Source organism: Psychrilyobacter atlanticus DSM 19335 (assembly GCF_000426625.1).
GTDB classification, from domain to species: domain Bacteria; phylum Fusobacteriota; class Fusobacteriia; order Fusobacteriales; family Fusobacteriaceae; genus Psychrilyobacter; species Psychrilyobacter atlanticus.
The window spans coordinates 1479424-1505226 of record NZ_KE384547.1 but is presented as its reverse complement, the minus strand read 5'-3'; the positions used below and the strand labels follow the sequence as shown (position 1 = coordinate 1505226).

The 25803-nt window shown below is 30.4% G+C and carries 29 protein-coding genes; 27 read left to right on the top strand and 2 right to left on the bottom strand.

Annotation, left to right across the window (positions count from 1 at the left end; all coding sequences use genetic code 11):
• The first annotated feature begins 79 nt into the window (after positions 1 to 79).
• The 22 genes from K337_RS0107665 to K337_RS17950 all read left to right on the top strand — a co-directional run bounded on the left by K337_RS0107665 (position 80) and on the right by K337_RS17950 (position 18205).
• Entirely contained in the window at positions 80 to 2818 is a 2739-nt protein-coding gene (locus K337_RS0107665) for a phage tail tape measure protein (protein ID WP_028856082.1), read from the top strand.
• Positions 2811 to 3026 carry a tail protein X gene (locus K337_RS0107660; protein WP_028856081.1) on the top strand — a complete coding sequence of 72 codons (216 nt, stop codon included), beginning with the start codon at positions 2811 to 2813 and terminating at the stop codon, positions 3024 to 3026. The genes K337_RS0107665 and K337_RS0107660 overlap by 8 nt, the downstream gene beginning before the upstream one ends.
• Positions 3023 to 4057, top strand: a complete 1035-nt coding sequence (locus K337_RS0107655; RefSeq protein WP_028856080.1) for a phage late control D family protein — start codon at positions 3023 to 3025, stop codon at positions 4055 to 4057. The genes K337_RS0107660 and K337_RS0107655 overlap by 4 nt, the downstream gene beginning before the upstream one ends.
• Complete coding sequence (locus K337_RS19145; RefSeq protein WP_051251665.1) at positions 4057 to 4656, top strand: phage baseplate assembly protein V; 600 nt, start codon at positions 4057 to 4059, stop codon at positions 4654 to 4656. The genes K337_RS0107655 and K337_RS19145 overlap by 1 nt, the downstream gene beginning before the upstream one ends.
• A gap of 122 nt (positions 4657 to 4778) precedes the next feature.
• A complete protein-coding gene (locus K337_RS19140) occupies positions 4779 to 5288 on the top strand; it encodes a phage tail protein (protein ID WP_051251664.1) in 510 nt (169 codons plus the stop codon).
• Positions 5288 to 5587: a hypothetical protein gene (locus tag K337_RS0107640; RefSeq protein WP_028856079.1), complete on the top strand. Its 300-nt coding sequence runs from the start codon at positions 5288 to 5290 to the stop codon at positions 5585 to 5587. The genes K337_RS19140 and K337_RS0107640 overlap by 1 nt, the downstream gene beginning before the upstream one ends.
• Positions 5580 to 6677, top strand: a complete 1098-nt coding sequence (locus K337_RS17975; RefSeq protein ID WP_051251663.1) for a baseplate assembly protein — start codon at positions 5580 to 5582, stop codon at positions 6675 to 6677. The genes K337_RS0107640 and K337_RS17975 overlap by 8 nt, the downstream gene beginning before the upstream one ends.
• A complete protein-coding gene (locus K337_RS0107630; RefSeq protein ID WP_028856078.1) occupies positions 6670 to 7275 on the top strand; it encodes a phage tail protein in 606 nt (201 codons plus the stop codon). Before K337_RS17975 ends, K337_RS0107630 begins: the two co-directional genes overlap by 8 nt.
• Positions 7268 to 8482 (top strand): tail fiber protein, encoded by a 1215-nt coding sequence (locus K337_RS0107625; RefSeq protein ID WP_028856077.1) that lies wholly within the window; start codon positions 7268 to 7270, stop codon positions 8480 to 8482. Before K337_RS0107630 ends, K337_RS0107625 begins: the two co-directional genes overlap by 8 nt.
• A 37-nt stretch (positions 8483 to 8519) precedes the next feature.
• Complete coding sequence (locus K337_RS0107620) at positions 8520 to 9047, top strand: hypothetical protein (RefSeq protein ID WP_028856076.1); 528 nt, start codon at positions 8520 to 8522, stop codon at positions 9045 to 9047.
• Positions 9048 to 9059: 12 nt separating this feature from the next.
• Positions 9060 to 9314, top strand: coding sequence for a hypothetical protein (locus K337_RS0107615; RefSeq protein WP_028856075.1), 255 nt, complete (start codon positions 9060 to 9062; stop codon positions 9312 to 9314).
• 3 nt (positions 9315 to 9317) lie between these two features.
• On the top strand, positions 9318 to 9692 hold the full coding sequence (locus K337_RS0107610) for a M15 family metallopeptidase (RefSeq protein ID WP_028856074.1): 375 nt from the start codon (positions 9318 to 9320) through the stop codon (positions 9690 to 9692).
• An 8-nt stretch (positions 9693 to 9700) separates the two neighbouring features.
• Positions 9701 to 10162 (top strand): hypothetical protein, encoded by a 462-nt coding sequence (locus K337_RS0107605; RefSeq protein WP_028856073.1) that lies wholly within the window; start codon positions 9701 to 9703, stop codon positions 10160 to 10162.
• Positions 10163 to 10336: 174 nt separating this feature from the next.
• A complete protein-coding gene (locus K337_RS19805) occupies positions 10337 to 10483 on the top strand; it encodes a hypothetical protein (protein ID WP_156877339.1) in 147 nt (48 codons plus the stop codon).
• 19 nt (positions 10484 to 10502) lie between these two features.
• Positions 10503 to 10724: a hypothetical protein gene (locus K337_RS17970; protein WP_037029247.1), complete on the top strand. Its 222-nt coding sequence runs from the start codon at positions 10503 to 10505 to the stop codon at positions 10722 to 10724.
• Between the two features lie 117 nt (positions 10725 to 10841).
• Positions 10842 to 11045, top strand: a complete 204-nt coding sequence (locus K337_RS0107590; RefSeq protein ID WP_028856072.1) for a hypothetical protein — start codon at positions 10842 to 10844, stop codon at positions 11043 to 11045.
• A gap of 243 nt (positions 11046 to 11288) precedes the next feature.
• Complete coding sequence (locus K337_RS0107585; protein WP_028856071.1) at positions 11289 to 11720, top strand: hypothetical protein; 432 nt, start codon at positions 11289 to 11291, stop codon at positions 11718 to 11720.
• A gap of 350 nt (positions 11721 to 12070) precedes the next feature.
• On the top strand, positions 12071 to 13249 hold the full coding sequence (locus tag K337_RS17965) for an HD-GYP domain-containing protein (RefSeq protein ID WP_051251662.1): 1179 nt from the start codon (positions 12071 to 12073) through the stop codon (positions 13247 to 13249).
• 618 nt (positions 13250 to 13867) lie between these two features.
• On the top strand, positions 13868 to 14776 hold the full coding sequence (locus K337_RS19135) for a GGDEF domain-containing protein (RefSeq protein WP_051251661.1): 909 nt from the start codon (positions 13868 to 13870) through the stop codon (positions 14774 to 14776).
• A gap of 102 nt (positions 14777 to 14878) precedes the next feature.
• Positions 14879 to 15853, top strand: a complete 975-nt coding sequence (locus tag K337_RS0107570; RefSeq protein WP_028856070.1) for an ABC transporter substrate-binding protein — start codon at positions 14879 to 14881, stop codon at positions 15851 to 15853.
• Positions 15846 to 17342: an HD domain-containing phosphohydrolase gene (locus K337_RS19130; protein WP_051251660.1), complete on the top strand. Its 1497-nt coding sequence runs from the start codon at positions 15846 to 15848 to the stop codon at positions 17340 to 17342. The genes K337_RS0107570 and K337_RS19130 overlap by 8 nt, the downstream gene beginning before the upstream one ends.
• Before the next feature lie 437 nt (positions 17343 to 17779).
• Positions 17780 to 18205 (top strand): DVU_2496 family lipoprotein, encoded by a 426-nt coding sequence (locus tag K337_RS17950; RefSeq protein ID WP_051251659.1) that lies wholly within the window; start codon positions 17780 to 17782, stop codon positions 18203 to 18205.
• A gap of 129 nt (positions 18206 to 18334) precedes the next feature.
• Here the strand turns inward: K337_RS17950 and K337_RS0107555 are convergent, their stop codons facing one another.
• Entirely contained in the window at positions 18335 to 18847 is a 513-nt protein-coding gene (locus tag K337_RS0107555; protein ID WP_028856069.1) for a lactoylglutathione lyase family protein, read from the bottom strand.
• A 259-nt stretch (positions 18848 to 19106) separates the two neighbouring features.
• Here K337_RS0107555 and K337_RS0107550 point away from each other — a divergent pair, with 259 nt between their 5' ends.
• A complete protein-coding gene (locus K337_RS0107550; RefSeq protein WP_028856068.1) occupies positions 19107 to 19448 on the top strand; it encodes a winged helix-turn-helix transcriptional regulator in 342 nt (113 codons plus the stop codon).
• A 118-nt stretch (positions 19449 to 19566) separates the two neighbouring features.
• Here K337_RS0107550 and K337_RS0107545 read toward each other — a convergent pair whose 3' ends face one another.
• Positions 19567 to 20604, bottom strand: coding sequence for an OmpA family protein (locus K337_RS0107545; protein ID WP_028856067.1), 1038 nt, complete (start codon positions 20602 to 20604; stop codon positions 19567 to 19569).
• A gap of 286 nt (positions 20605 to 20890) precedes the next feature.
• On the opposite strand from K337_RS0107545, the gene K337_RS0107540 reads away from it, so the two are divergent.
• The 4 genes from K337_RS0107540 (at position 20891) to K337_RS19125 (ending at position 25795) form a co-directional block, all read left to right on the top strand.
• Positions 20891 to 21874, top strand: a complete 984-nt coding sequence (locus K337_RS0107540) for an NAD-dependent epimerase/dehydratase family protein (protein WP_028856066.1) — start codon at positions 20891 to 20893, stop codon at positions 21872 to 21874.
• Between the two features lie 33 nt (positions 21875 to 21907).
• On the top strand, positions 21908 to 22282 hold the full coding sequence (locus tag K337_RS0107535) for a VOC family protein (RefSeq protein WP_028856065.1): 375 nt from the start codon (positions 21908 to 21910) through the stop codon (positions 22280 to 22282).
• A 176-nt stretch (positions 22283 to 22458) separates the two neighbouring features.
• On the top strand, positions 22459 to 22854 hold the full coding sequence (locus K337_RS0107530) for a hypothetical protein (RefSeq protein WP_028856064.1): 396 nt from the start codon (positions 22459 to 22461) through the stop codon (positions 22852 to 22854).
• Between the two features lie 220 nt (positions 22855 to 23074).
• On the top strand, positions 23075 to 25795 hold the full coding sequence (locus K337_RS19125; protein ID WP_169712880.1) for an EAL domain-containing protein: 2721 nt from the start codon (positions 23075 to 23077) through the stop codon (positions 25793 to 25795).
• Positions 25796 to 25803 lie beyond the last annotated feature (8 nt).

The following is a 25803-nucleotide window of genomic DNA, read 5'->3' as shown; positions in this document are numbered from 1 at the left end:
AAACTAACAAAAAGTGGAGCTGATTTTTTCTATAGGATGAGATTAGAAGAATTGGTTAATTGGTTGGAGGCGATCCCTAGTGAGCAATAGAAATTTTATATTAAAAATTGGAGGAAAGGTTGATCCCTCTTTAACCAAGAGTTTTAATCAGAGTTCAAAAGAAGTAAAAAAACTTAGCGATCACATGAAAAAAGTTAAAGATATAAACTTTGCTAAAGGTTCTGAAGAAGTCAAAAAATTAAGTAATGAAATGAAAAATCTTAAAACTACCAGTCGTGAGATCTCAAAGTTAGAACAAAAAAGTAAAAAGCTAGAAACTCAATTTACTAAAGGTAGAAAAACTTATTCAGAACAGCAAAGATCTCTATTTGAAATGACTAAAAAAACTAAAGATTTGAAAAAAATTTTGGAGAGAACATCTAAACCTACCAAGAAAATGATTAATGAGTTTAAAAAGGCTAAATTAGCTGAAGATAAACTAAGAGCTAGTACAGACAAAGAAAGAAAATCTTTAACTGACTTAATGCGTAAAATGAAGTCAGTTAAACAGGAAACAAATAAATATGGTAGAAGCCAGGAAGAACTTTCTAAACAAATAAGCCAGGTATCTAAAAGACAGAACACATTAGCTAGAAGTAACGAAATGGCCAAAAGATATAAGGAACAGATCCGATTATCTAAAGAGATGAAAAAAGCTTTATACCAGGAGAATCAAGAAAGGTTTAAAAAGTTTAGAGCCTCTAATAAAGAAAAAGGAAGAAATTCTCTTTATAGAGGAGTTGGGCAGGCAGTAGCCCTTGGTGTAGGGGTTAAGTTTGCAATAGACGATGAGTCAGCTTTTGCGGATGTAAAGAAAACTACAGGATTACAAGGAAAAGAAGCTCTTAAATTTAAAAGGGATATCCTCAGTGCAACTAAGGAGTTGCCTTTATTTAATAATCAAATTTATGAGATAGCAGCTGCAGCAGGACAAGCCGGGATAAAGATGAATGAACTTACAAAGTTTACTAAAGATACAGCTATGGTATCTGTAGCCTTTGATATGGAGACAGGTCAAGCAGGAGATATGTTAGCTACCTGGAGACAATCATTTAAGATGACCCAAGGTGAAGTAGTAGATCTAGCCGACAAAATGAACTATCTAGGAGCTAAGATAAAAGCTTCTCCTGCACAAATTGCAGAGCTGACAACAAGAGTTGGAAGTTTAGGTAAGATAGCTAATTTCTCTGAAGCTGAAACAGCAGCATTAGGTGGAACCTTAGTAGCACTAGGAGTATCTGATACTGGAAGGGCAGCTACAGGATTACAGAAAGTATTTACTACTTTAAGCGCAGGAGCTTCAGCTAGTGGTGATAAATTAAAAGCTCTACAAAAGTTAGGATTAGATCCAGTAGATCTAAGTATAGAACTACAAGATAATGCTACTGGAACAATGTTTAAAGTATTTCAACAGATAAAACAATTAGATAAATCAGAGCAGCTAGCAGTAACCAAACAGCTATTTGGCGAAGAGGCACTCTCTACAGTTCCACTCTTAACAGACAATTTAAAGTTTTTAGGAGAGAACCTAAAATTAGTTAAAGATAAAGCCGGGTATTCCGGCAGCTCCATGTCAGAACTAAAAAATAAGATGGATACAACTGCCAGTTCAATGAAAGTAGCTATAAGATCTAGCAGGCAGTTAGTTATGTCATTTACAAGCTTAATGTTACCGGCTATTAAATCTACTACATCCGGAATAACTTCTCTAACTGATGGTATTAACTCTTTTACAGAAGAACATCCTCAGATGTCTAAAGCATTAGCTTACGGTATTACAGGGTTAGTAGGATTAAGATTAGCTTCAGGTGGAGCCAGGTTAGGGTTAGAACAAGTATTTAAAATGAAAGATGACTATAGGGCATTTATGTCTGCAGGTAAAAAAATAAAGGAATGGAAACAATGGGGTCCCACTTTTAATTTGATAACTACTAATGGTAAGAAATCTTTTCAAACTTTAAAAGCAGGTGCTTCTATAGCAGGGACAGGATTTAAAACTTTAGGAAATGGAATAATATCCTTGGGTAAATCAGGAATGGCACTTTTATTCTCTCCATGGGGAATAGCCTTAGCTGCATTAGCAGGAGGAGTATATTTAATATACAAGAATTGGGATAAAGTAAAAGAAGGATTGACCAAGACTAAAACTAAAACAATTGAATTATGGAATGCATTTAAAGAAAGTCCTATTAGTAAGATTTTTGAATACTCTCCTTTAGGAATGTGGATTAAAGGCATTAAGAAACTTTATGGATACTGGAAAAAGATCAAAGGGGAAAAGGATAATGAAATGCCTCCTCTTCAACAAGTTAAGACATTAAATTTAACACAAGATAAAAATGGAAAAAGACAAAATACCTCTATAAATTCTGGTCTATCTGGTAATTGGAATGGTCCTGCTTATGCAAAAGGTGGAGTAGTAAGTAATCCTCATTTAGCATTAGTAGGAGATGGAAAAACTCCTGAATCAATTATCCCTCATGATGGTAGCGGAAGATCTAAAAATCTATGGTATAACGCAGGAAATAAATTAGGAATGTTTGCGGGGAAAGGAATTCCCGCCTTAGCTTCTACTGTTAAAGAAAAAATATTAAAGACAAATATAGAGAATAAATTTGAATTTAACATAGAAAACAAACCTACAATCATAGGAAACATGGAAAACATAGGTGACTTATTGAAAAGCTCAAACGAAGACTTAGTAAAAATGATAAAAAAGGTTGTAAAAGAAACAATAGCAGAGGGAATCAAATCTGAAAGGAGGATGGCTTTTGACTAGAGAAGTGGATATATACAAAACTATCCAAGGTGATACCTGGGATAATATTAGTTTCAAAGTATACGGAGAAGATAAATTTTCTAAATCATTAATACGAGCTAATCCCAGATATATGAATATAGCTATCTTCAGTGGTGGAATAGAGTTAATATGTCCTGATATACCTAATACTAAAAACTTATCCCTTCCACCTTGGAGGCAGCCATGATATCCAGGAGAACATACTTAACTGTAACCTATGAAGGCAAGGATATCACAGGAGACACATCACCATATATCAAAGGGTTTTCATATACAGATAACCTGGATAAGGGCGACAGTGTAACTCTCAGCCTCACAGGTGATAAATGGATAAAAGAATGGACGATCTTAAAGGGAGATAAGCTTAAAATCGAATTAGGAGTTATTAACTGGAGAAATGAAGGAGATAACAGAACCTTAAAATGTGGAATATTTACCATAGATGATCTTTCTTTTTCTGGAACTCCAGACACCATGAGTATCTCAGCAACTTCTATAGATGTAACCAAAGACCTTAAAGGAGTGAAAAAAGATAATACTTGGGAGAATGTATCTCTGAGAGAGATCGCACAGGAAATATCAACTAATTATTCCATGGATCTATTCTATGACTGTCCTGAAGAGTTTACTTTTGATAAGGTAAACCAATTAAAAGAATCAGATGCCAGTTTGCTGGCTAGGCTCTCAAAAGAGCAGGGAATGGCTTTAAAGATAACTATGGATAAAATTATTCTTTTCGATGAAAAGACATATGAAGATAAAGAAACAGTTATTACTTTTAATAAATCAGATCTGGAGAGTTATGACCTCCAATGTGATGATTTAGAGGTCTATGATGGATGTGAACTAACATTCTATGATCCAATTTTAGGAGAGCTCTTAAAGGGGGAATACGAAGCCCCTACGAGTTCTTTCTATAAGGTGAAAACAGGAAAGATTCTCTATAAAAATGTAGATACAAAAGTTACTGGAACAACAAAAGAAGAAAAAGAAAAATTTTTAAATGAACGTGCAAAAAAGATACTTAGAAATATGAATAAAAATGAAACAAAGATGAAAATATCTCATATGGGAGATCCAGAATACTTAGCAGGTTTAACAACTAAAATTTTAGGATTTGGAAGATATGATGGAGTGTATTTAATAACTTCAGTTACCCATGATATTACCAGGGAATATATATGCAGTTTAGAAATGAGAAGGAGGTTGAACTTTTAATGGAGTTTAGGTTTTTAAGGACTGGGAAGATATCATCTATAAGTTATAAGGATACTACAGCAAGGGTAGAGTTTGATGATACTCCTGGAGAAATATCTAAACCTTTACAAGTTTTAACAGATCATACTAACAAAGAAAAAAATTATTCAATGCCCAGCTTAAAAGAAGATGTAGTTTGTATATTTTTACCTGGCTCAAATGAAGGAGCAGGCTTTATTTTAGGGAGCTACTCAACTGAAAAAAACCTACCTAAAGATTCCGGGAAGATGAAATATATTATCTTTCCAGATGGAACTAAGGTCAAATATAACTTTGAAAGCCACCTATTAGAAGTTGATTGTGTAGGTGATATAGATATAAAGGGAGCTAAAAACGTAAATATATCTTCTAAAAATATAGTGATTACTACAGACAAACTAACTATTAATTCAAAAGCTACTTCCATTATAGGAACTTCATTAAATATAGATGCAATAACAACTGCCAAGAATATTACCGCTGAAGAAGTAGGAGTAACTAAACTTACCACTCCTAAAGGCGATGTAGACCTTCATAAACATAAAGATGCTGAAAATAGACCAACTACAGTCCCAGAATAATAAAAGCCTTAACTTCGCGAGTTAAGGCTTTTAAAAGGACAATAACATGAAGACAACATCTCTTCTTATTTAAAGTCTTCATCATAAATTGCAAAAAGTCAAATTTAAATGAGGTGATAACAATGATAGGAAGATTAGGAGATATTCCTTTTGAGGTCTCCTTTGATGGAAAGAATAAGAAAATATTGAATTTTATCAATTTAAAATTAAGCGGCGGAGCTAATTATGAAAAACATAGCCGGAAAGGGCAGAAACCTGCTCTGGAGTTTATAGATCTGAAAACCGATATTCTTACATTCAAAATGGTTCTTAGGAGTGACTTTGGAGTAGATCCCCTGGAACTAGTTAAAAAATTAGACCTATACAAAAATACTGGAGAAACTTTAGATTTTAATTTAGGGGATAAACCCATAAGAAGTGGTCAGTATGTTATTACCTCCTATGATGCCGGATATGAGTATATAACCAATGGCGGAAAGGTAAGGAAGATTGATGTCTCCCTTACATTAGAAGAGTATGTGGAACTGATATACAAAAATACAGATGTAGTTATTAAACCTAAAAAAGCTACCAAGAAAAAGAGTGTTCCTCAAGGATTTAACCAGGGAATGATAGACAGAGGTGAGGCTTAATGATCTATAGATTAGAACCGAAAAATACAGTTAATCTAAAAGCTACCGGAATAGATAGGATTCTTCAAAATGGGAGAAACATCCTTTCAGTAGTCATAGGAGAAGTTATCCTGGCCAGGAGAATTGGAATAAATGGAGATATAGTTGATTCACCACTTAATAGGAGTGCTGCCTTGATGAATATCCAAACCCAATTTAAAAAATATGAGCCTCGATTAAAGATACATAAGATTGAATATATAACAGATCATCAAAGGGGAACTTTAAAGCCCATTATGGAGGTGAGTATTATTGAATGATTTAAATATACATAATGAAAGTTCTGAAGAGATACTCGGAAGGATGGTTAAAAAGTATGAAGAGTTAAGCGGTGTTTCTTTAGGGTTAGCAGATGAAAGAAGGTGGCTACTGCAGACAGTTGCTTATTCTTTATTTATCAGAAATGAAGCCACTAATGAGGGACTCAAGATGAATCTACTCAGGTATACAAAGGGAGACTATGCCACTGAGATGGGAGCCTTTACAGATACAGAAAGATTGGGAGCTAAAAAAGCCAGTGTACTCTTAAAGTTTGAGATAGAGGAAGCAAAGGAACACCTTTTAGGAGTTAATCCGGTAAGGGTAACACCAGGGAATAACATGTATTTTCTAACACCATATTTTGAATTTAAACCAGGAGAAACTATTAAAGAAGTTATTGCTGTTTGCACCGAAGAAGGGATAGTTGGAAACGGATACCTTCCAGGAGAAATAAACAAGATAGTTGATCCTTTTCCATTTTTTAAATCAGTAATAAATATGGAGATCTCCCAAGGAGGAGCTGAGATAGAATCCGATGAAAGTTTAAAGGAAAGGATCCGAACTGCTCCAAGTAAGTTCTCAACTGCAGGTCCGGGAGATGGATATATCTATTGGGCCAAAACTGCTAACCAGGAGATCATAGATGTAAATGTAGAGATGACTACTCCAGGAACAGTCCGTATAACTCCTCTAATGAAGGGTGGTGAACTTCCTACTGATAGTGTACTTCAAGATGTCCTGACTATTTGTAGTGCAGATAAGAGAAGACCCTTAACTGATAATCTAGTAGTCAATAAACCTACGCAAATAAACTATGATATAGATTTTACCTACTATATCTCTAATCGAAATATAGGGTTAGTAAATGAGATCCAGGAACAGGTTAATAAGGCAGTTAGTGAATATGTAACCTGGCAAAAAGGAGCTCTTAAAAGAGATATAACTCCTACTGAATTAGTTTATCTAGTTAGAAGCGCAGGAGCTAAGAGAGTTACTGTTGTATCTCCAACTTTTAAAATTGTTAACTCATTTGAAGTGGCCAAGGAAATAAATTTAAATATCAGATATGGGGGAGTGGAAGATGATTAAAATAGATGATATTTCAATCTTAAGACTTCTTCCTAATTTCCTTCAGGAAGATGAAGAGATAAAGTTTTTAGTTCAGATTATCCAGGAAGAATTAGATCTGATTAATACCAGGGAAAAGAACCTTTTTCTCTATGGAAATTTCAAGATATTAGATGAGCCTGTCTTGGATGAGTTAGCATATCAATGGAGAGTTGAGGGATACGAGCAGACCTTATCCAAAGATATTAAAGCTAGTTTAGTAGAAACTGCATATATTGTCAGAAAAACAAAGGGGACCAGGTATGCAGTTGAAAAAACAATGAAAGATATTCATGGTGATTTTGAACTTTTGGAATGGTCAGAATATGATGGGAATCCATATCATTTCAAGATCATTGGAAGTGTCCCGCCAACAAGTGAAAAACTAAAAGAACTATATAAATCAATTAATATGACTAAAAATGAAAGGAGTTCTCTGGATGGAATTATAGTCAGTAGCCAATGGGAAGGGACAAACTACTCAGGAACTGTTTTTCATTCATCACTTTATGAGGTTATTCCATTAGATCCTAATGTAGCTTCAGATTTCGAAAAATATTTAGGAGGAAGAAATGGCTAAATATACAGGTACAGTCCTAACCAACAAAGGGAAAGAACTATTAGCTAGAGCTATCTTAGGAGAAGCTATAGTCTTTACTAAGGTCGAAATTGGGAAAGGGATCCTTCCTTTAGGAACAGATAAAGAAGCTTTAACTTCTCTAATAGATAGTTTTAAAATTTTAAGTATTACCAGTTCATCCAAACTACCTAATGGAGGATATAGGATAAGGATATCCTTTAATAATAAGGGTTTTATAGAAGATACATATTTAAGAGAAGTAGGAGTTTATGCCAGGGGAGAAGATGGAGTTGAGATCCTTTATTCATATTGCAATACAGACACACCAAATTTAATTCCCAATGAATCCAGTGGGGTCATAGAATCAGTAGAAGACATTATTACCTATATTTCAAGTGCAGCAACTATCAATGCGGTTATAGATCAAAGTAATGTCTATGCTACCATAAAAGACCTTGTAGAAGGTCTAGCAACTAAAGAAGATAAGTTTAATAAGAATGACGCTTTTAACAAATCATTTGGAACTATTACCGGAACAGTAATGGAAGGAGATAAAAGGGCTAGTGATCTAGGAGGAGAGCCTGCATTTACTAAAAAAGATGCTTTTAATAGAAGTTTTTCTCATGTAATTAGTTCAACAAGTAAAGTCTTAATAGCTTCAGCATATGCTGTAAAAATTGCTTATGATAAAGGCGCAGCTGCGTTAACTAAAGCTACATCAGCTCAAAACACAGCTAATTCGGCGCAGACAAAAGCTAACCAGGCTTATACTTTAGCAAGTGAAAAAGAGCCTAAATTTACTAAAAAGACAGGATTCAACCTTAATATAACCCATCTAGTTAATTCAACAAGTAAAACTTTAGTAGCATCAGCATTAGCAGTGAAAACCGCTTATGATAAAGCATTAGAAGCTCTTGGGTTAGCTAATACAAATAAAAATGCAATACAGAATAATACAGAACAAATAGAGAATTTAACAAAAGTAGTAAAAGTGAGTGGGAGTGATTTTCAAAAGTTAATTAGTATTCCTTATCCAACAGGATTCACAAGAAATAACTGTAAGGTGTCTTTTCAAGACATGGGTTCAGTTGTACATTTCATACAAGGATATAAGGTTACAACAGATGGAAGGAACTACATAGTTAATAGATTATTAGGAACTTCAAGTGATTATATTGCAGAGATTACTTTTACAAAACAATTCTAAATTTGTTTTGGTTGAGAGATAAAAAGTGAGGTGAAAAATGAGATATAACTTATTTAAAAAAGAAGCAGCCAATACATGGGAACTAGCAAAAGAAAAACATATAAAATCTGTTTCTTTGGATGAGAATAGAATTGATGGGAAATATGAAAAAGCATTCCCATATGACTATGATCCAGAGATCCATTTTGTATACGAGGGAGAATTAGTAGAACCATATACTATTCAATCTGATTTTACTCTATACTTTCTAAACGATAGAGAGCAAATAGAAAAAGGGTATAAAATCCTTGGAATTGGTGAAATCTTAGAAGAGAATATGATAAAAACTATTCCCTCTCCTGGAGAATTTTATACCTGGAACGCTAATATCTGGATCTATGATAAACAAAGTGAGATCGATAGTATAAATAATAGGATTAAAGCAATCGAAACTGATTTAGAAAATAGACAAACGAGGTTAGATTCTAGAGAAAAACTAGGGATGAAAATAATTAAACCAGATCCTGAAATAGTAAGATTATTACAACTTCATGCTGATACTTCTCAAGAACTTACTCTAATTTAAATAGGAGGCGGAATGATACCATTATTTAATTTAATTCTAGATGACCCATTAAAAGGGTTGATTGTCATCATTATCTTATTTAGTTTATATCTCTGGAGGGAACAAGGGAAAATTAAAATAGAGATTAAAACCATGGAAAGATTCCTGGATGACAAGAAGGTAGATAAGAGTGACTTTAAAACATATATTAAAAATCATCAAGAAGATCATAAAAGCCTTTTAGAACATATAAAGATAGCTATTGATCTATTAAAAGACAGGAGGTGAAAAATGAATAAAATATCGAATAGAAGCATCAAAAATATCCAAGAAATAGATCCTAGACTACCTCTAATAGTTGGAATGGTATTAGCCAGAGGGAAGGTAGACCTGACTATTACGTGTGGCTTAAGGAGCTTAGAGGACCAGCAAAAAGCATTTAAAAATGGATTTAGTAAATTGGATGGAGTCAATAAAAAATCTAAACATCAAATAGGGAAAGCTATAGATTTTATTCCGTATCCATTTAATGGGTGGAACGACATAGAAAGTTTTAAAAAGGTTGGTGAGGAATTGAAAGTTTGTGCTGATTATCTGGGTATAAAAAATAGTTATGGCGGGGATTGGAAGACTTTTAAAGACTATCCACATTTCCAGTTGGATTAGGAGGTAACATGAATAAAATTATAAATTTTTTCAAAGATAAAGGACTTCCGGCACTAGCCCAGGCAGTCATTGGAAACCCTGTAGGAGCATTAACAACTCTTACAGGACTTACAGGCTCTAACACAGCAAATGGGATCCTAGAAGCCCTACAGGGAGATCCTCAGCTGGTTTTAAAATTAAAAGAAAAGGAAAATGAATATATAAAATTTATCTTAGATGACAAGAAAAATGCCAGAGATATGAATTTTAAAATAAATAATTCTAATAACTCATCTTGGCTTCAAAAGAACATCAGTGCCTTGATAGCACTTGTATGGGTATCATTTTGTATTTATTTATACTGGATAAGCCTAAAAGGAGAAGTAGGTAGTGACAAACAGATGAATAGCATGGTAGTTGGGTCTATTACTAACATCACCATGCTAATAATAGGTTTCTATTTCGGGAGTTCCGAAATTAATAAAAAGTGAGATTTTTAGGAGAGGATTAAACCTCTTCTTTTTTTATAAAAAAAGGAAATAAAAAGAAAGAAAGTATAAAAAAATAACAAATAGATCTTAAATTTAAATTAATTTTTAAATTTTATAGCAAAAATGTGATACATTAATACTTAAAATAACATAAATGTCGAAGAGGTGATACTAATGGAAAAAAAAGAAGTTATTTGTTTAAAGTGCAAGAAAAAATTTATTACTGAAATTGATTCAAAGGGAATCCCGTATAGAAGGATATGTAGTAAGTGTAAAAAAAGTATTCAGAAATTTGGAAGAGGCGTAAGTGGGACTACTTAAATGAAAATTGGAGGGGAATATGGTAAAAATAATCTTAGTTATAATTTTAATTGGAATCATTTTTTTGATTATAAAAAGGGAAGAAAAAGAATTAATAAATTTTGTTTTTATAAATAAGAAAACTAAAAAATATCATCAAGAGAAATGTCCATATTCTGAAAACTTAGAACCTATAGCTTTAAAAGTAGCTATTAAAGAAGGGTATACTCCATGTAAAATTTGTAATGAGGAAAATATATAGAAAAATAAAAGGGATATTTTAAATATTCCTTTTTTTATTCTTTTTAAATTTATATTGAAATAATTAGAACATAGTAGTATAAATAGTAAAAGACAATTAATAAGAGAGGAAGATGGAATGGATGAAAAAAAATCACAATTATTTTTAGATTTGATAACACAATATTTAACTGGTAATTATTCTTTTTTAGATAATTATAAAATAACTTATTACTTAGACAATAAAAAAGTTGGAACCATCTCAGCATTAGAATACATTAAAAATTTTCATCTAAATGGTAAAGTTAGAGTTTCATACAGTATAGAAATAAAGAGAAAATAATGTCATTTTTAACTATTCTATAAACTGTGTCAAAATACGTAAAAGAACACATAAAATAGTATGATCACTTAATATGATACTTTTAACGAGCGATAAAACTAATATGCTTTTTATTAAATTTAATAAAATTGACTTCTTAGAAATTTAAATATAATATTAATTAAAAATAAATATAAAAAATCTGAATTTTGATGTATTATTTACTTAAGATTAAGTAAATAATACAATTTAAAGGAGGAAAAAATGAAAAAAATAATAGTTATATTGATGTTGGTAGTAAGTTGTGTTAGTTTTAGTAAGTCTATTTTTAAAGATGTTGGATATTTTAAAACAAAACAAGGGCTTCCTAGTGTTAGTAGGAGTTTCACAGTCTATACTAATTCTAAAAGTACAAAAGAAATGATTGAATATGCTAGAAAAAAAATGTATACAGAAAGAGGAAATACATTAGTTCATTTTTTTAATAATGAAAACATGACACCTCAAAATAGTACTATTACAAACTATGATGTTGGGATGTATTTAGAAGGGGCTACAGATTACTACAAATATATGATTGGGACATATCAAAGAGGTCTACAAAAACAAGAAACGTGGTGGCGTAAAAATTCAATTACTATGGCAGATGATACAAAAACTAATAAAATATCAAAAGATGGAACGTTAATTAAATAAAATCAAGGCTCTTTTTGAGAGTCTTTTTTATTTTAAAATTATTTCATATATATTTTAATGAAATAAATAATTAAATATTACATGAAGTAATCGAAATAAATATAATAACGGTTATATAGCATATATTTTGTTGAAATTACTGATGTTGAAAAAAATTGAAGTGTTTTAATTATCTCGGACAAGCTATAGCTCAGTAAAATAATATAGTTACAAATAAAAATCGAAATAATACTAAATAAATGTACAATAAATTATTTGTTGATTTACTCCCTTTTCATATTTTATTTAAAAAATTGACTTACCTAAAAATTAAAGTTAAAATTGAATAAAGTAAAAAGAAGAGGTGCTATATGAAGAATCAGTCTAGTGATTTTAAGGTTGAAAATTTAGAGATATCTTTTCAAAGAATGAGAAATGCATATTCTACCGTTATAAAGTGTCAAGATATAATTGTAGCTGCAAAAGATGAGATGGAGATATATACAAAAATTTGCAAAATTCTAGTTGACGAAGGTCCATATAAGTTAGCCTGGATAGGTTCTATTGGCAACGATTCCGAGAAAAAGGTCATACCAGTTGCAGAAGCGGGTTTTAAAAAAGGGTATTTATCCTCCATAAATATAAGTTGGGGCGATAATGTCTACGGTCAGGGCCCAACAGGAAGGGCCATCCGTGAATGTAGGGAATATTTGATGAAAGATATCATGAAAGGTACGGATTATTTGCCTTGGAGAGAAAAAGCTAAGGAATTCGGCTATAGGTCAAGTATTGCATTACCTATTGAATCCGAAGGGGATATAATAGGAGCATTAAATGTATATTCAAATAGTAAAGACGCCTTCAAAAATGAGGAGGTGGAGCTTTTTCATAGGCTCACTAAAAATATTGCCCAAGGAATTTATGTCTTAAGACTTAAAAAAGAAAGGGAACAAGCTCAGAAAGCTCACTATGAAATTCTGTTGAAAACAATAGATGCTTTTGTACTTGCCATAGAAAAAAGAGATCCTTATACTGCAGGGCATCAGAAAAGAGTGACAAAGCTAGCAGTTGCTATTGCTAAGAAACTTGGGTTGAGTGAGGAGCGTATAGAGGGGCTACGTCTTGGGGCTTTGATCCATGATATAGGGAAGATCTATGTGCCTGGAGAGATACTAAATAGGCCTGGGGAGATCACTAAACCTGAATTTGATTTGATCAAACTTCACTCAGAAATAGGGCAAGAGATAATAAGTGGTATCGACTTTCCATGGGATATAAAAAAGATGATAATCCAACATCACGAGAGATTAGACGGTTCTGGTTACCCCAACGGGTTGATGAAAGAAGAAATTATTATAGAGGCAAAGATAATCGCAGTCTCAGATGTGGTAGAAGCAATTAGTTCCCATAGACCTTATAGGCCTGCCTTAGGAATAAAAGCAGCTTTGGATGAGATAAAACTAGGCAGAGGGAAATATTACGATCCTGAAATAGTAGATTTTTGCGTGGAACTTTTTGAGAATGAAAATTTCCAATGGGAAGTTTTATAAACGGAATATTTTTTAAGTTCATTCAACATATTACAAGAAAGTTACAAAATAATTTTTTCGTAACTTTCATAATTGACATCAATAAAATAAACCTTTGAAGGACAGTATAAATTTACTGTCCTTTTATTTAGTATTATTTATTGATTTGTTTTCGATTTTCTTAGAATTTTGTCCGTGATTAATTGAACTCTAATGATAAGCTTTATAATGAGCTAGATAAATATAAGGTATCGGTGGGTTTGAAAGATTTTAAATCAAAGGAAAAGGATAGAGTTAAAAGTAAATCCATGGAATCATAGAACAAAGTTATTTTTTAGGAAACTAATTCAATAAGAAAGTAACTTTAGAGAGGGTTAAACCTTTTTTTATAAAAAAGGAAATAAAAGAGAAAAAGGTATAAAAGAATAATAAATAAAATTAATTTTTTATTAATTTATAGTATAAACGTGATGTGAAAATACTTAAAATGAGTGTTGAAGAGGTAATACTGATAACAAAGTTTAAAGTGCAAGAACAGTAAATATTTAAATTAGAAAACTACCCAAGAAAACTTTTAGAAGAGCTAAGTATTAAATTGCATTTAATCTAATAATCTAGAGAATAAAAGGAGTAAGTAATATGAAAAAATTTAAACGGGTTAAGAAAACTATACCTTACTTAATTTTAGTGATAATAACTATAATATTAATCTACTTTGATATGTCATTTAAAAAAATAGAAAACACAGAATTGTCGGATATTTTAAGTGAGATTTTGATATGTATTCAACCTCTAATATGGATATATTTTGGAAAAGTTGATTTTAAAAATAAGAATAACTATTATTTAATGACCAGTGGATTCATTTTGTTTTATTTAGGAAATTTACAAGATGTAATGGATAAGATTTATATCCTAGAAGGTCCTTTATCTAGAATAGAAAATATTTTAATACCAACTGGATTGATTACTATATCAATTGCTATTATTTGGCGTTTTATGAACGAAAAGAAAATTAAGAACACCCTGTCAGAAGAAAATAAAGTCATATATGATAAAAGTATAAAAGATTCCCTAACAGGACTATATAACCGATACCATCTAGAAGAACGTCTAGATAATATACTAAATGAATTGAGTGAAATATACTCAGATATATCAGTGGCGTTTATTGATATAGATAATTTTAAAACTATTAATGATACTTATGGTCATATAAAAGGAGATATGACATTAAAAAACTTGGGTGAACAAATAAATAATTCTATAAGGGAGTCTGACTATGCTTTCAGATATGGTGGAGATGAATTTTTAATTATTTACCCTAATACAAAAGTAAAGACAGCGCTAAAAATAACTGAAAGGCTTAAACAAAATGCTTCTATGTCATCAGTAAAAGAAAGTGAAATAAAATTAAGCTTGAGCATTGGAATCACTACATATAGAAAATTTGAAAATCATAAAAAATTGATAGATAGAGCTGATAAAATTATGTATGAATCTAAAAAAAATGGTAAAAACCAAATAACTCTAATGAATAGACTATAATAAATTGGATAGTTTTTTAGTCATATAAAATGATTTGAAAGTTCCATAATAATTATTTATTATTTTATCTTAGATCATTATTTGATTACAAAGGAGGAAAGTATGAGAGTTAAAAAAAATAGAATTATTAATTTATGTTTAACAGTGATCTTAATTTTGTTTACAGCATGTGAATCCTATAAAGAGCCCATTAAAATAGGTATAGACAGTTGGCCTCCTTGCGAATTATGGTATATTGCTGAAGAAAAAGGTTATTTTGGTGATACACCTGTAGAAATTGTCAGATTTTCTAGATGGTCGGATAGTATGGACTCTCTTTATATTGGAAAAGTTGACTTAGTGCATTCATCATATTTTAATACTGTATACTATGATTCTAGAGGAGAATCCGCAAGAATAATACTTTCTTCAGATACAATTAATGGAGCAGATGGGTTAGTAGTTAAAGACTATATCAAAAGTGTAAAAGATTTAAAAGGCAAAAAAGTGGCAGTAGAAATAGGAACCGATGATCATTTTTTACTATATAAAGTTCTAAAAAGAGAGGGATTAAAAGAAAATGATATAACAATAATATCTGTAGGTTCAGAGGAAGGAATGGAGAAATTTATCTCTGAAGAGGTGGATGCATGCTTTATTTATGAGCCTTATTTAAGCAATGCAGCTGATAAAGGCCATGGTAAAATAATAGCTGCTACTGACGAGACCTTAAATTATATTGATGCTTTAGTAGCTAGGAACGAGAGTTTGGAAAAACGAAAAAAAGACTATGCCAATATTATCCGAGCCTGGTATAGGGCACAGAAATTTGTAAAAAATAACCCCCAAGAGGCTTATGAATTGATGGCTTCCAAAGAAGGGATGACCTATGATGAATTTAAAAATTTTTATGAGGATTTTAAATTTTTTACTTTGGAAGAAAATAAAAATATTTTTTCTTCAGAAGACTTCAAGGATGAATTAAAAAATATTGAAATGTTTCTTGTAGAAAATAATTTAATATCAAAGGATGTTGAGATAAATAACCTCTTTGATGCAGACCCTGTCGCTCAAGAGGCAGGCGATAAAGATGATTAGGCAATGGAATAAATCCTTTATAAAATTATATTTTAAAATTGCTGCTGGAATAATAGTAGCAGTAACAGTAAATATTATTTTTACTTTTTCTTTGACCGATAACCTTTTTCGTAATTATTTTGAGAAACAAGTTAAAGATCAGATTTCCTCTACATTATTTAGTTCAGATTTTGGGATTTCAATCCTTTTAGATAAAGGGGACCTCAAGTCAGTACAGAGAATGGTTGAAAAAATTGGAGCATATTCCTTTATAAAAATAATACGTGTTTATGACCTGCATGATACGATTCTTTCTTCCAACAACAAAGCTGAAATCGGTAAAATACTCAAAAATGAACATGTAAAAAAGGTTATTAAAGAAAATAGATTACAATATTTTCATTCAGATTTTAAAAAAAAGAAATTTGAAGCTGCAGCTCCCATTAAAGGAATCGCCTACAGCCAAATAAATAAAAATGATATAATAGGTGTTGTTTTTGTAGAAGCAAATACTAGTTCTTTTGAGGGAGTCCTTTTGAAAAATCATGATTTATTCCTTAAAAAATATATTATAAGCGGAACTTTGTTACTTCTAGGGATATTAATTTTATTGGTATATATAATATTTTTACCGATAACTAAATTATCTAATGCAGTAAATGAAGTCTCTAATGGTGATTATAAACATGAAATTATTCATAACCTCAATGAAGAATTTGGTTACTTAATTCAAAATTTTAACTCTATGATTAAAAAAATTAATATAAGAGATATGGAGCTAAAAGAGGTTAAATATAAATTAGAAGAACAAAATGAAATTTTAGAACAAAAAGTTGATGAACGTACAAAAGAAGTAAAATTAACTCAAGAAGTTACCATCAAAAGTCTCGCTGTTTTAGCTGAGACCAGAGACAATGAGACTGGTATGCATATTTATCGTACAAAAAGCTATGTAAGAGTTTTGGCAGAGCATCTTAAAGATCATCCCAAGTTTTCAAATCATCTAAATAAAGCAACAATCGAATTAATTGTCGATTCAGCCCAGCTACATGACATTGGTAAGGTTGGAATCCCAGACAACATCTTAATGAAACCAGGAAAATTAACAAAAGAAGAATTTGAAGAGATGAAAAAACATACAACTTATGGAAGAGATGCTATATTAAAAGCAGAAAAAATTATGGGAACTAACTCTTTTTTACGCTTTGCGAAAGAAATAGCTTATTCTCACCATGAAAAATGGGATGGATTAGGATATCCTAGAGGTTTAGTCGGAGAGGAAATTCCAATTTCTGCAAGATTAATGGCAATGGCAGATGTATATGATGCTTTGATGAGTAAAAGGCATTACAAAGAAGCATTTACTCATGAGAAGACTATGAAAATTATTTTAGAGGGAAATGGTAGAACTATGCCAGAACATTTTGACCCTCATGTATTAGAAGCTTTTAAAAAGTTAAATCATAAATTCCAAGAAATTCATTTAGAATTCCCTGATTCAAACGAGTAATTAAATTTTTATAATTAGATAATTATACGTACAAGAAGAAAAGAGATCGTATAGTATAGGTTGAAGTAAAAAAGATTTAGAAATTCATTTCAATTCTAGTAGATCACATGGTGGAAAACCATTAGTGTACTACTAGGGTAGAGATAAAAAAATATAATAAAAAATCAGGCCATTCTTGCCTGATTTTTTATTTACTTTTAAAGACAGAGGCTCTAACGTGTGCTCCGAATTTATCACATAAAATCTACCACTTAACCTTAGTGGACACGGAGTGTTTAGTGTTATATAATTACTTTATGCATAGAAAATAAAAGTCTATATTTATAATTATACAACTGTATGAAAAGATAGAAATTACTCCCGCTAGTACAAGCTACAGGGACTAATATCTATAAGCAGATGGATTAGTCCGAAAAGTAATTGAGGGAGATGAAATTTTGAAAAATAATGTATTTGTAATTTTAGTTATTATGATTTTAGCTTTTTATAGCTTGGCTTTAGGTGAAGAACAAAACAGTAGATGTTCAGGCGTTTACACAATTGCAGATATTAATTATGATAAATCACTTGAAAATGGGAAGCCTGTTATAAAATTAGGAGTTATTCTGGCTGATCAAGTGCCTCCAACTTTCCCTAAGTCCTTTTTAGAGGCAGATGGAAGCTATGGTGATGGTGTGGTTTATTGCAGTGTTGAAGAAGCAATTCAAGGTTTAAATAATCTTCTCGAAAAAAAAATTCTCCCCAAGGAAATGGAATGGCATATCTATGAATTGGGAGCAACCTGGGAAACAGATGTTTATCAGTTAAAAACAAATGATTTCCGTTTGAAAACCCCATCTAAGGTAAAAAAACGGGTAGACTAATTAGGAAATTATTTATTTTAGGCTATGTTAGCTTAATTTACAAAAAAAGCAGGATGGGCTTCATCCTGCTTTTTTAGTTCTTATATATTCGGCTAAATAGACATTTTTATTGTTAAAGTTAATTTTGATTTACTTATTTAATTCGTGTTGATATGCACCTGCACCATAGTGAAGTTCATATGAATGAGAGTAAATTTCTATAATATTTCCAAAAGGATCTTCCATATAGACCATTCTGTATGGCTTATCTTCTGGATAGTATTCTCTTATTGGCATTCTTTGTTTTCCCCCACCTTCTACTATTTTAGCTGCCAAACCTTCTACATCTGGATCTTTTACCGAAAAGTGAAATACACCAGTTTGGAAAGGTTTAAACTCAGCCTGTGGTTTAGTGTTATTAGGAAATTCGAACAGCTCAATTCCTATACCATCTGCAGTAGAAAGGTGAGCTATTCTAAATGTACCCCATCCTTCACCAAAGACATCTATACACATCTGACCTATTGCCGTTTCTTTTTCTTCTACTACTTCACTGGGTTTCATAATAATATACCAACCCATAACCTCTTCATAAAACTTAACCGCTTTATCTAAATCTGACACTGTAATTCCAATATGTGAAAACGCTCTTGGATATCTCATTGTTACCTCCTAAATTATATATGAACACTAATAAATTCCTTGCTACTCTTCTAATATAGAGTAAGAATAACATAGATAAAAAAGTTTATGAAGAAGGCACTTTTTAGTAGTCAGGTTACCTAAAGGTTCCTTTTATGAAAAAGACTGTCTTAGAAGGAAAAAACTTTTTTGAAAAAAATAATGAAATGGAATAAATAGAGGAAAAGTTATTATATCATGATAGAATAATAGTAAATAATGAAGGATTAGGAGGAAAGTTATGTATAGGTGGAACAATAAGGAGTATAAATGTCCTATAGAAACTACAATAGATGTATTAGGCGGTAAGTGGAGGTCGCTTATTGTATGGCACCTTAATAAAGAAATTTTAAGATTTAGTGAAATACAAAAAATAGTTCCTGGCATAAGTAAAAAAGTATTATCCGAACATCTAAAAGAATTAGAAAAAAATGGGTTTATAGAAAGGACTGTTTACCCGGAAGTTCCTCCTAGAGTAGAATATAAAATAACTTCTAAAGGAAAAGGACTAGGAGAGATATTAGACCTTATGGAAAAATGGGGAAGAAATATTCTTGAAACAGAAGGAGAAAAAATAGATTAGATGGTTTAAAAACAAAAATTATGAATGGGGACTAAAAATTTAATATGAATTATTAAATGTATAAAAATAGTGAGTAAATTGAAAGCAGGGTGTAATCACCCTGCTTTCATTGTTATATTTATTTAGCTATAAAATTAATTTCTGTTCTTCTATTAGCTTTTCTTTGTTCAAAAGTAGCGTTATCATTTAAGAAATTAGTTTCTCCTAATCCTTCTGATATAACTTCAATATTTTCATTAGTAAGGTTTGATTTGATTTTGTCAGCTACCTTATCGGCTCTTTGTTGGGAAATAGATTGATTATATTCTTCAGAACCTCTGTTATCAGTATAACTAGTCACTTTAAGTGTTCCTGATTCTGCAGTTAAATCATTATCGATGTTTTTGAAGAATGATTCATTATTACTATCAGACTCTAATTTATTAGTTTCATAATTTTCTGTAACTACTAAAGAGCTGTATTTATCAAGCATGGTTTCTCTGAGAGCTTTTTCTTGAGCTAATCTATTTTGCTCCTCTACCTGCCTTTCCTGGGCTAATCTATTCTCTTCTTCTAATTTTTTTATTTCTGCCTGCTGTTTTTCATATTCAGCTTTAGCAGCGGCTTCTTTTTCTCTTGAGATTACATCTCTCTTGTTTTCACCAAATTTATAACCAAACTTGATAGAAGCTAAGTTAGCTCTATCACCTGAATACATGTTAGAAGAACCACTTAGATCCATAGTTTCATAGAGAGCTTCTAGAGTGAAGTTTCCAAGTTCTTTTCCTATACCAACAGCACCATAAAATCCATCTTTAGCACTAGAATTGTCATAGATTGACCATCCAGCTCTACCGACTAAATAAAACAAATCTTCTCCGATTCCATATTTACCTGTCAAATATATAGGGAAAGCATTTGCTTTTGTTTCTGCTAATACATTATTTCCATCTCCACCAGAGAATTCAGATTTCCATTCCATACCAATACCGTAATCAAAAGGCATATTTTCAGCATTAAATAAAAGCTCAGCTCCTAAACTTCCTCCGTTATCAAAGCTTGAGTACGAATTGTTACCTTCTCTCCAAGGTTCAAAGCCGCCTTTAAGTTCTAATTGAGCTCCATAAGTTATTCCGCTGATTGCTATAGCTGCAAGCATAATCGATAGTTTTTTCATATTATTCCTCCTTGTATTTGAAAGCGTTTGCTTAATATTTACTTAATAATTAATTGTAGCAAAATTAAAATAAAGTTACAATATATTAAAAAATTATTTTGTATGCGATAAGTATTGCTGAACTCCTATTTACACAACGATTATATCTTAAATGTTTTGTTTTCTGTGTTATCTTATGATTTTATAAAGGAAATTATGGAAAAAATTGTAAATCAGATAAAAGGAAGAAAATAACTAAATAAAATTATTTATTTTTTAATATCCGAGATAAGCATGGAGGGACTAAATGAAAAAAGTTTTAATTTTAGGAGGGAATCAATTTCTAGGAAGACATATATGTGAAAAGTTAATAGCTGAAAAATTTCAGGTATATGCTTTTAATAGAGGTACAAGAAGTAATCCTACAGGAGCAATTCATATAAAGGGAGATAGAAATAAAAAAAAGGAGTTGTATAATATCTTAGATTTACATAACCTTCTGGATTTACATTGTCTTTTAGATTCACATAAGTTTGAAGCTATTATTGATGTATCTGCTTATGAGCCAGAGCAAATAAAAATGTCTTTAGAGGTTCTTAAGGGAAAGTATAAAAAATATATACTTATAAGCAGTGCTTCTGTTTATCAAGATATAAAAAAAGCACCGGCAAAAGAAGAGGATGAAATAGGTGGGAATTTCAGATGGGGAAATTACGCTTTAAATAAGTTTTTATGTGAAGAGACGCTTAAAGAATTTTCTATGAGGAATGCTTCTAATTTTATTGTCTTTAGGCCTTTTTATATTTTTGGTGCTGGAAATAACTTGGATAGAGAAACTTATTTTTTTAATCGAATTTTAGATGGAAAAACAATTTTTGTACCTTCAAAGGATACAATTATTCAATTTGGATATGTTAAAGATCTAGCGAATAATATTTTTAAAGCTGTTAGAGATCATAATTTCAATAACAACATTTTCAATATATCAGGAAATGAATATATGAATTTTAAACAAATGATAAATGTTATGGAAGAAGTAATAGGGAAAAAAGCTATAATTAAAGAGGTAGATGATAGTAATATTAAAGTAAGAGAATGGTTTCCTTTTAGGACCGAAAATTTATATGGGGATATTTCCAAACTCGATGAAAAAGGCGGATCAATAGACTACAGTTTTAAAGAAGGGGTGGAAGAAACTTTTAAATATTGTTTAGAGAATAATTTGTTGGGGAAATATAAAGTTTATCCTTTAGAGAAAAAGTTTAGTGAGATGTTAAAAAGTAAAATTTAAAAATAAACAGGTCATCTAAAAAGGAGGTGAAATATGGAAATTACATTGAATCATACAATTGTACCTTCAAAGAATAATGTTGAGTCTGCGAAGTTCTATGAAAAAATATTTGGATTTAAATTTATTAAAGAGTTGGGTCACTTCGCAGTAGTAGAGGTTAATTCAACATTAACTTTAGATTTTGATACACGAGATCATTTTTCTAAAAACCATTATGCTTTTAAAGTTAATGATCAGCAATTTGATAAAATATTTAAACATCTAAAAACTGATAATATTGCTTTTGGTAGCGGACCGTATTCAGATAAAGATGGTAAGATCAACAATCGCCATGGTGGCCGTGGAGTTTATTTTAGAGATCTAGATGGTCATTTGTTGGAAATATTAACAGCAGACAATGAAGATTGACTCAATAAAAAAATGTCCAAAATATTTTGGGCATTTTTTTATACAAGAAGTTTAAAACAATATATGTGGTTAAAAAAAGATTAAATTTGTTGCGAAAACACTAAAAAAAAGTTAAAATATCCATAATTATCTTAATTAGAAGTAGTGGAATAAAAAATATTAAGGGGGAAAGTAAAATGATTAAAAAAATGTTAATGATTTTAACAGTAGTGTTCATATTTGTTGCGTGTGGGAAAAAAGATGAGTATATAGAAAAAGTTAAAAGTTCTCATTTGAATATGTACCCCAAAGTTGAGTTTGGAAAAGTATTGGATAAGGTAAGCAAAAATGAACAGTGGTTACATTTTGAAGATGAAGAAGGAAATTTTGTAGAATTTAAAGGGACCTTAGTTAATCCTAATACAAAAAAGAAAATAGATCTTTTAATTCAATGGAAAGTAACAACAGATGGTTACAATCCATATTATTTAGGAGTTGATGGAGAGTCGGTCGCTCTTCTTGGATACGGTATGTTCATTCCTATGGTATATGCTATGTATTTAGGTATTGATGTGGAAGAATTAGGGATTTAAATATTTTTACTAATAAACTAAAAATTCTGTAGAGGAAAAAATAGAAAATACAAAAAGGAGATAGATTTTACTGTCTCCTTTTTATATTACTTATTTAAAGTTTTTTAAAGGAAATAATGCGTTACTTCATTATAATTTAGATAGAGTTAGGGGGAGAAATAGAGCTAAAATTTTTTATTATTAAATGATGATAAATCAAGTAAAATCTATGGAGGTTATTATGAGATCAAATACTAATAAAAGTTATATACCATCTTACTCTATTTTTTTTGTTGGATTTTTATTATCCTATTTAATATTTTATGAAATTAGAACTATAGAAAATAAATTTATTCAGCATAAATTTAGAGTAGAAAGAGAAAATTATTTGAGGACTTTTAATTCAGAATTGACTAAAAATGTAGATACTTTAAATACTGTAAAACAATTATTTATAACTTCTAAAAATGTAGATAGAGAACAATTTAAAAAATTTACAAACTATTTTTTAGAGGAAAATAGAAGAATTCAGGCTTTTTTATGGGTACCTCTAGTCAGCGATGACGAAAGAAACAGATATGAGAGGTTAGCTCAAAAACAGGGATATAAGAACTTTAAATTTACTGAAATAGGGAATTCCGGTGAGATCAAAAAAAGAGAAAGATCAATGCAATATTATCCTATATATTACATTGAACCGTTTAGGGGATATGAGGGTATTTTAGGATTGGATTTGTTTGCTAATAAAAATAGATCAGAAGCAATTTTGAACTCCTCAAAAATCGGAAAAGTAGTAGGGACATCAAAGATTAGGTTAATTCAAAGAAAAAGAGAGAAAGATATATTTCTTCTTTTAAACCCTGTATATAAAAATGGATTTAATTCTAAAGGAGAAGTATTGGGTTTTATCTCAGGAGTTTTTAAAATAGATGATTTTATAGATTCTTCTTTAGATCTATTAAAAATAAATAATTTAGAGTTTCAGATCTATGATGCCACAGAAAATAAAAATATTGAAATTTATACAACTGAGAATTATTTTAAAAGGTTAGAACTGTATCAATATTCAGATCTCTATTTTGAAAATTTTGTAGATTTTCCAAATCGAAATTGGAAAATTAGATTTATCCCAGGAAAATCATTTTTTGTAAATAAATTTATAAAATGGGATTGGATAATTTTTATTTTTTTTAATACTATAGCTTTAATGTGGAGTATATATGTCTATAAAAAAATTAAATATACCAATAAAATTGGAAATTTAGCAAATAAATCTGAAGAATCTCAAAAAAAATTAAATTTATTTACTGAAATCTTAGAAAATACACCTGAAGGTGTGATAGTTACAGATAGATACAATAAAATTGTTTCTGTCAATAAATCATTTTTAAAAAATAGCGGATATTTGAAAAGAGATTTAATTGGGTATGATCCTAAAATTTTAAGATCCAATCATCATAAACCATATTTTTACAAGGAAATGTGGAAGTCGATTAAATATAATGGGAACTGGCAGGGTGAAATTTGGGATAAGAAAAAAAATGGCAAAATTTCTCCTGAATGGTTAAATATAATAACAATACGAAATAATAAAAATAAGATAGATTATCACATTGCTATGTTTTCAGATCTTGCAAATCAAGAACATATAAAAAAGCAGATTCAACATCTGGCATATTATGATTCATTAACAGATCTGCCCAACAGAGAATTTTTTAATAGTAAGGCAGAAAGTTTAATTATAAATGCTGACCCAGATCAAACAAGGATAGCTTTTATGTTTTTAGATTTAGACAGGTTTAAAAATATAAATGATACATTGGGACACTCTTCTGGGGATGAACTTTTAAAAAAAGTATCAAAGTCTTTAAAAGAAATAAAATTAGAAGATGAAATCATCGCAAGGTTTGGTGGAGATGAATTTGTGGTTTTAATACCATCTTTTGATTCTATCGATAATTTAAAAAAACTAGTAATGAGCATATTAAATGTTTTTAAATTTCCATTTAATATTGGAGGAAAAGATCTTTTTATAACTACCAGCATAGGTGTAAGTCTCTATCCTTTAGATGGTAACTCTTTAAATGAACTCATAAAAAATGCAGATACAGCTATGTATCATGCTAAAGAATCTGGAAGAAATAACTATAAGTTCTATACAGAAAATATGAATTCTAAATTTATGAAAAATCTTGATCTTGAAAATAGAATGAGGAAATCGTTAAAAGAAGATGAATTTTATCTTGAGTATCAGCCGCAAATAAATGCAGTAACAAAAAAAATTATTTCCTGTGAAGCACTTATTCGTTGGAAAAATCCTGAATTTGGAGTTGTTTCACCGAATGAATTTATAAGTATAGCAGAAGACAGTGGACTTATAGTTCCTATGACAAGGTGGGTCTTAGAAAAAGTTTTCTCTCAAGTAAAAAAAGTTGTTGAGATAGATCCTGATATATATATATCTATTAATATCTCTGGGTATCAGATAAAACACAGTGATCTACCTAAAATGATTGAAGATGTTTTAGATAAAGAAAAGATAGATTTGAAACACATAGAACTAGAATTAACAGAATCTATACTGATGGATGATATATCTAAGAGTATGGATACTATGTTAAAGTTAAAGGATTTAGAAATAAAATTGGCTATAGATGATTTTGGGATCGGTTATTCATCTCTAAGCTATCTTAAAAAATTTCCTATAGATAGGTTAAAAATAGATAAAAATTTTATAGATGGAATTGCAACTAATGAAGAAGATAAAGTAATGGTAAAAACTATAATTTTAATGGCTCATAATTTAGGTTTTAAAGTTGTAGCAGAAGGAGTAGAAACAAAAGAACAGTTTGATTTTTTAAAAACTTATAAATGTGATGAAATACAGGGATATTACTTTAGCGAACCTGTACCAATAGAAAAAATAAAAGAATATTTAGAAAAAAATACATTTAATTTATAAAAATATTA

What these genes read in the sequence shown, in the direction of transcription:
- K337_RS0107655 (WP_028856080.1), top strand. Translation starts at nt 3,023, where the DNA reads ATGATATCCAGGAGAACATACTTAACTGTAACCTATGAAGGCAAGGAT.
- K337_RS19145 (WP_051251665.1), top strand. Translation starts at nt 4,057, where the DNA reads ATGGAGTTTAGGTTTTTAAGGACTGGGAAGATATCATCTATAAGTTAT.
- K337_RS19140 (WP_051251664.1), top strand. Translation starts at nt 4,779, where the DNA reads ATGATAGGAAGATTAGGAGATATTCCTTTTGAGGTCTCCTTTGATGGA.
- K337_RS0107640 (WP_028856079.1), top strand. Translation starts at nt 5,288, where the DNA reads ATGATCTATAGATTAGAACCGAAAAATACAGTTAATCTAAAAGCTACC.
- K337_RS0107630 (WP_028856078.1), top strand. Translation starts at nt 6,670, where the DNA reads ATGATTAAAATAGATGATATTTCAATCTTAAGACTTCTTCCTAATTTC.
- K337_RS0107625 (WP_028856077.1), top strand. Translation starts at nt 7,268, where the DNA reads ATGGCTAAATATACAGGTACAGTCCTAACCAACAAAGGGAAAGAACTA.
- K337_RS0107620 (WP_028856076.1), top strand. Translation starts at nt 8,520, where the DNA reads ATGAGATATAACTTATTTAAAAAAGAAGCAGCCAATACATGGGAACTA.
- K337_RS0107615 (WP_028856075.1), top strand. Translation starts at nt 9,060, where the DNA reads ATGATACCATTATTTAATTTAATTCTAGATGACCCATTAAAAGGGTTG.
- K337_RS0107610 (WP_028856074.1), top strand. Translation starts at nt 9,318, where the DNA reads ATGAATAAAATATCGAATAGAAGCATCAAAAATATCCAAGAAATAGAT.
- K337_RS0107605 (WP_028856073.1), top strand. Translation starts at nt 9,701, where the DNA reads ATGAATAAAATTATAAATTTTTTCAAAGATAAAGGACTTCCGGCACTA.
- K337_RS19805 (WP_156877339.1), top strand. Translation starts at nt 10,337, where the DNA reads ATGGAAAAAAAAGAAGTTATTTGTTTAAAGTGCAAGAAAAAATTTATT.
- K337_RS17970 (WP_037029247.1), top strand. Translation starts at nt 10,503, where the DNA reads ATGGTAAAAATAATCTTAGTTATAATTTTAATTGGAATCATTTTTTTG.
- K337_RS0107590 (WP_028856072.1), top strand. Translation starts at nt 10,842, where the DNA reads ATGGATGAAAAAAAATCACAATTATTTTTAGATTTGATAACACAATAT.
- K337_RS0107585 (WP_028856071.1), top strand. Translation starts at nt 11,289, where the DNA reads ATGAAAAAAATAATAGTTATATTGATGTTGGTAGTAAGTTGTGTTAGT.
- K337_RS17965 (WP_051251662.1), top strand. Translation starts at nt 12,071, where the DNA reads ATGAAGAATCAGTCTAGTGATTTTAAGGTTGAAAATTTAGAGATATCT.
- K337_RS19135 (WP_051251661.1), top strand. Translation starts at nt 13,868, where the DNA reads ATGAAAAAATTTAAACGGGTTAAGAAAACTATACCTTACTTAATTTTA.
- K337_RS0107570 (WP_028856070.1), top strand. Translation starts at nt 14,879, where the DNA reads ATGAGAGTTAAAAAAAATAGAATTATTAATTTATGTTTAACAGTGATC.
- K337_RS19130 (WP_051251660.1), top strand. Translation starts at nt 15,846, where the DNA reads ATGATTAGGCAATGGAATAAATCCTTTATAAAATTATATTTTAAAATT.
- K337_RS0107555 (WP_028856069.1), bottom strand. Translation starts at nt 18,847, where the DNA reads ATGAGATATCCAAGAGCGTTTTCACATATTGGAATTACAGTGTCAGAT.
- K337_RS0107550 (WP_028856068.1), top strand. Translation starts at nt 19,107, where the DNA reads ATGTATAGGTGGAACAATAAGGAGTATAAATGTCCTATAGAAACTACA.
- K337_RS0107545 (WP_028856067.1), bottom strand. Translation starts at nt 20,604, where the DNA reads ATGAAAAAACTATCGATTATGCTTGCAGCTATAGCAATCAGCGGAATA.
- K337_RS0107540 (WP_028856066.1), top strand. Translation starts at nt 20,891, where the DNA reads ATGAAAAAAGTTTTAATTTTAGGAGGGAATCAATTTCTAGGAAGACAT.
- K337_RS0107535 (WP_028856065.1), top strand. Translation starts at nt 21,908, where the DNA reads ATGGAAATTACATTGAATCATACAATTGTACCTTCAAAGAATAATGTT.
- K337_RS0107530 (WP_028856064.1), top strand. Translation starts at nt 22,459, where the DNA reads ATGATTAAAAAAATGTTAATGATTTTAACAGTAGTGTTCATATTTGTT.
- K337_RS19125 (WP_169712880.1), top strand. Translation starts at nt 23,075, where the DNA reads ATGAGATCAAATACTAATAAAAGTTATATACCATCTTACTCTATTTTT.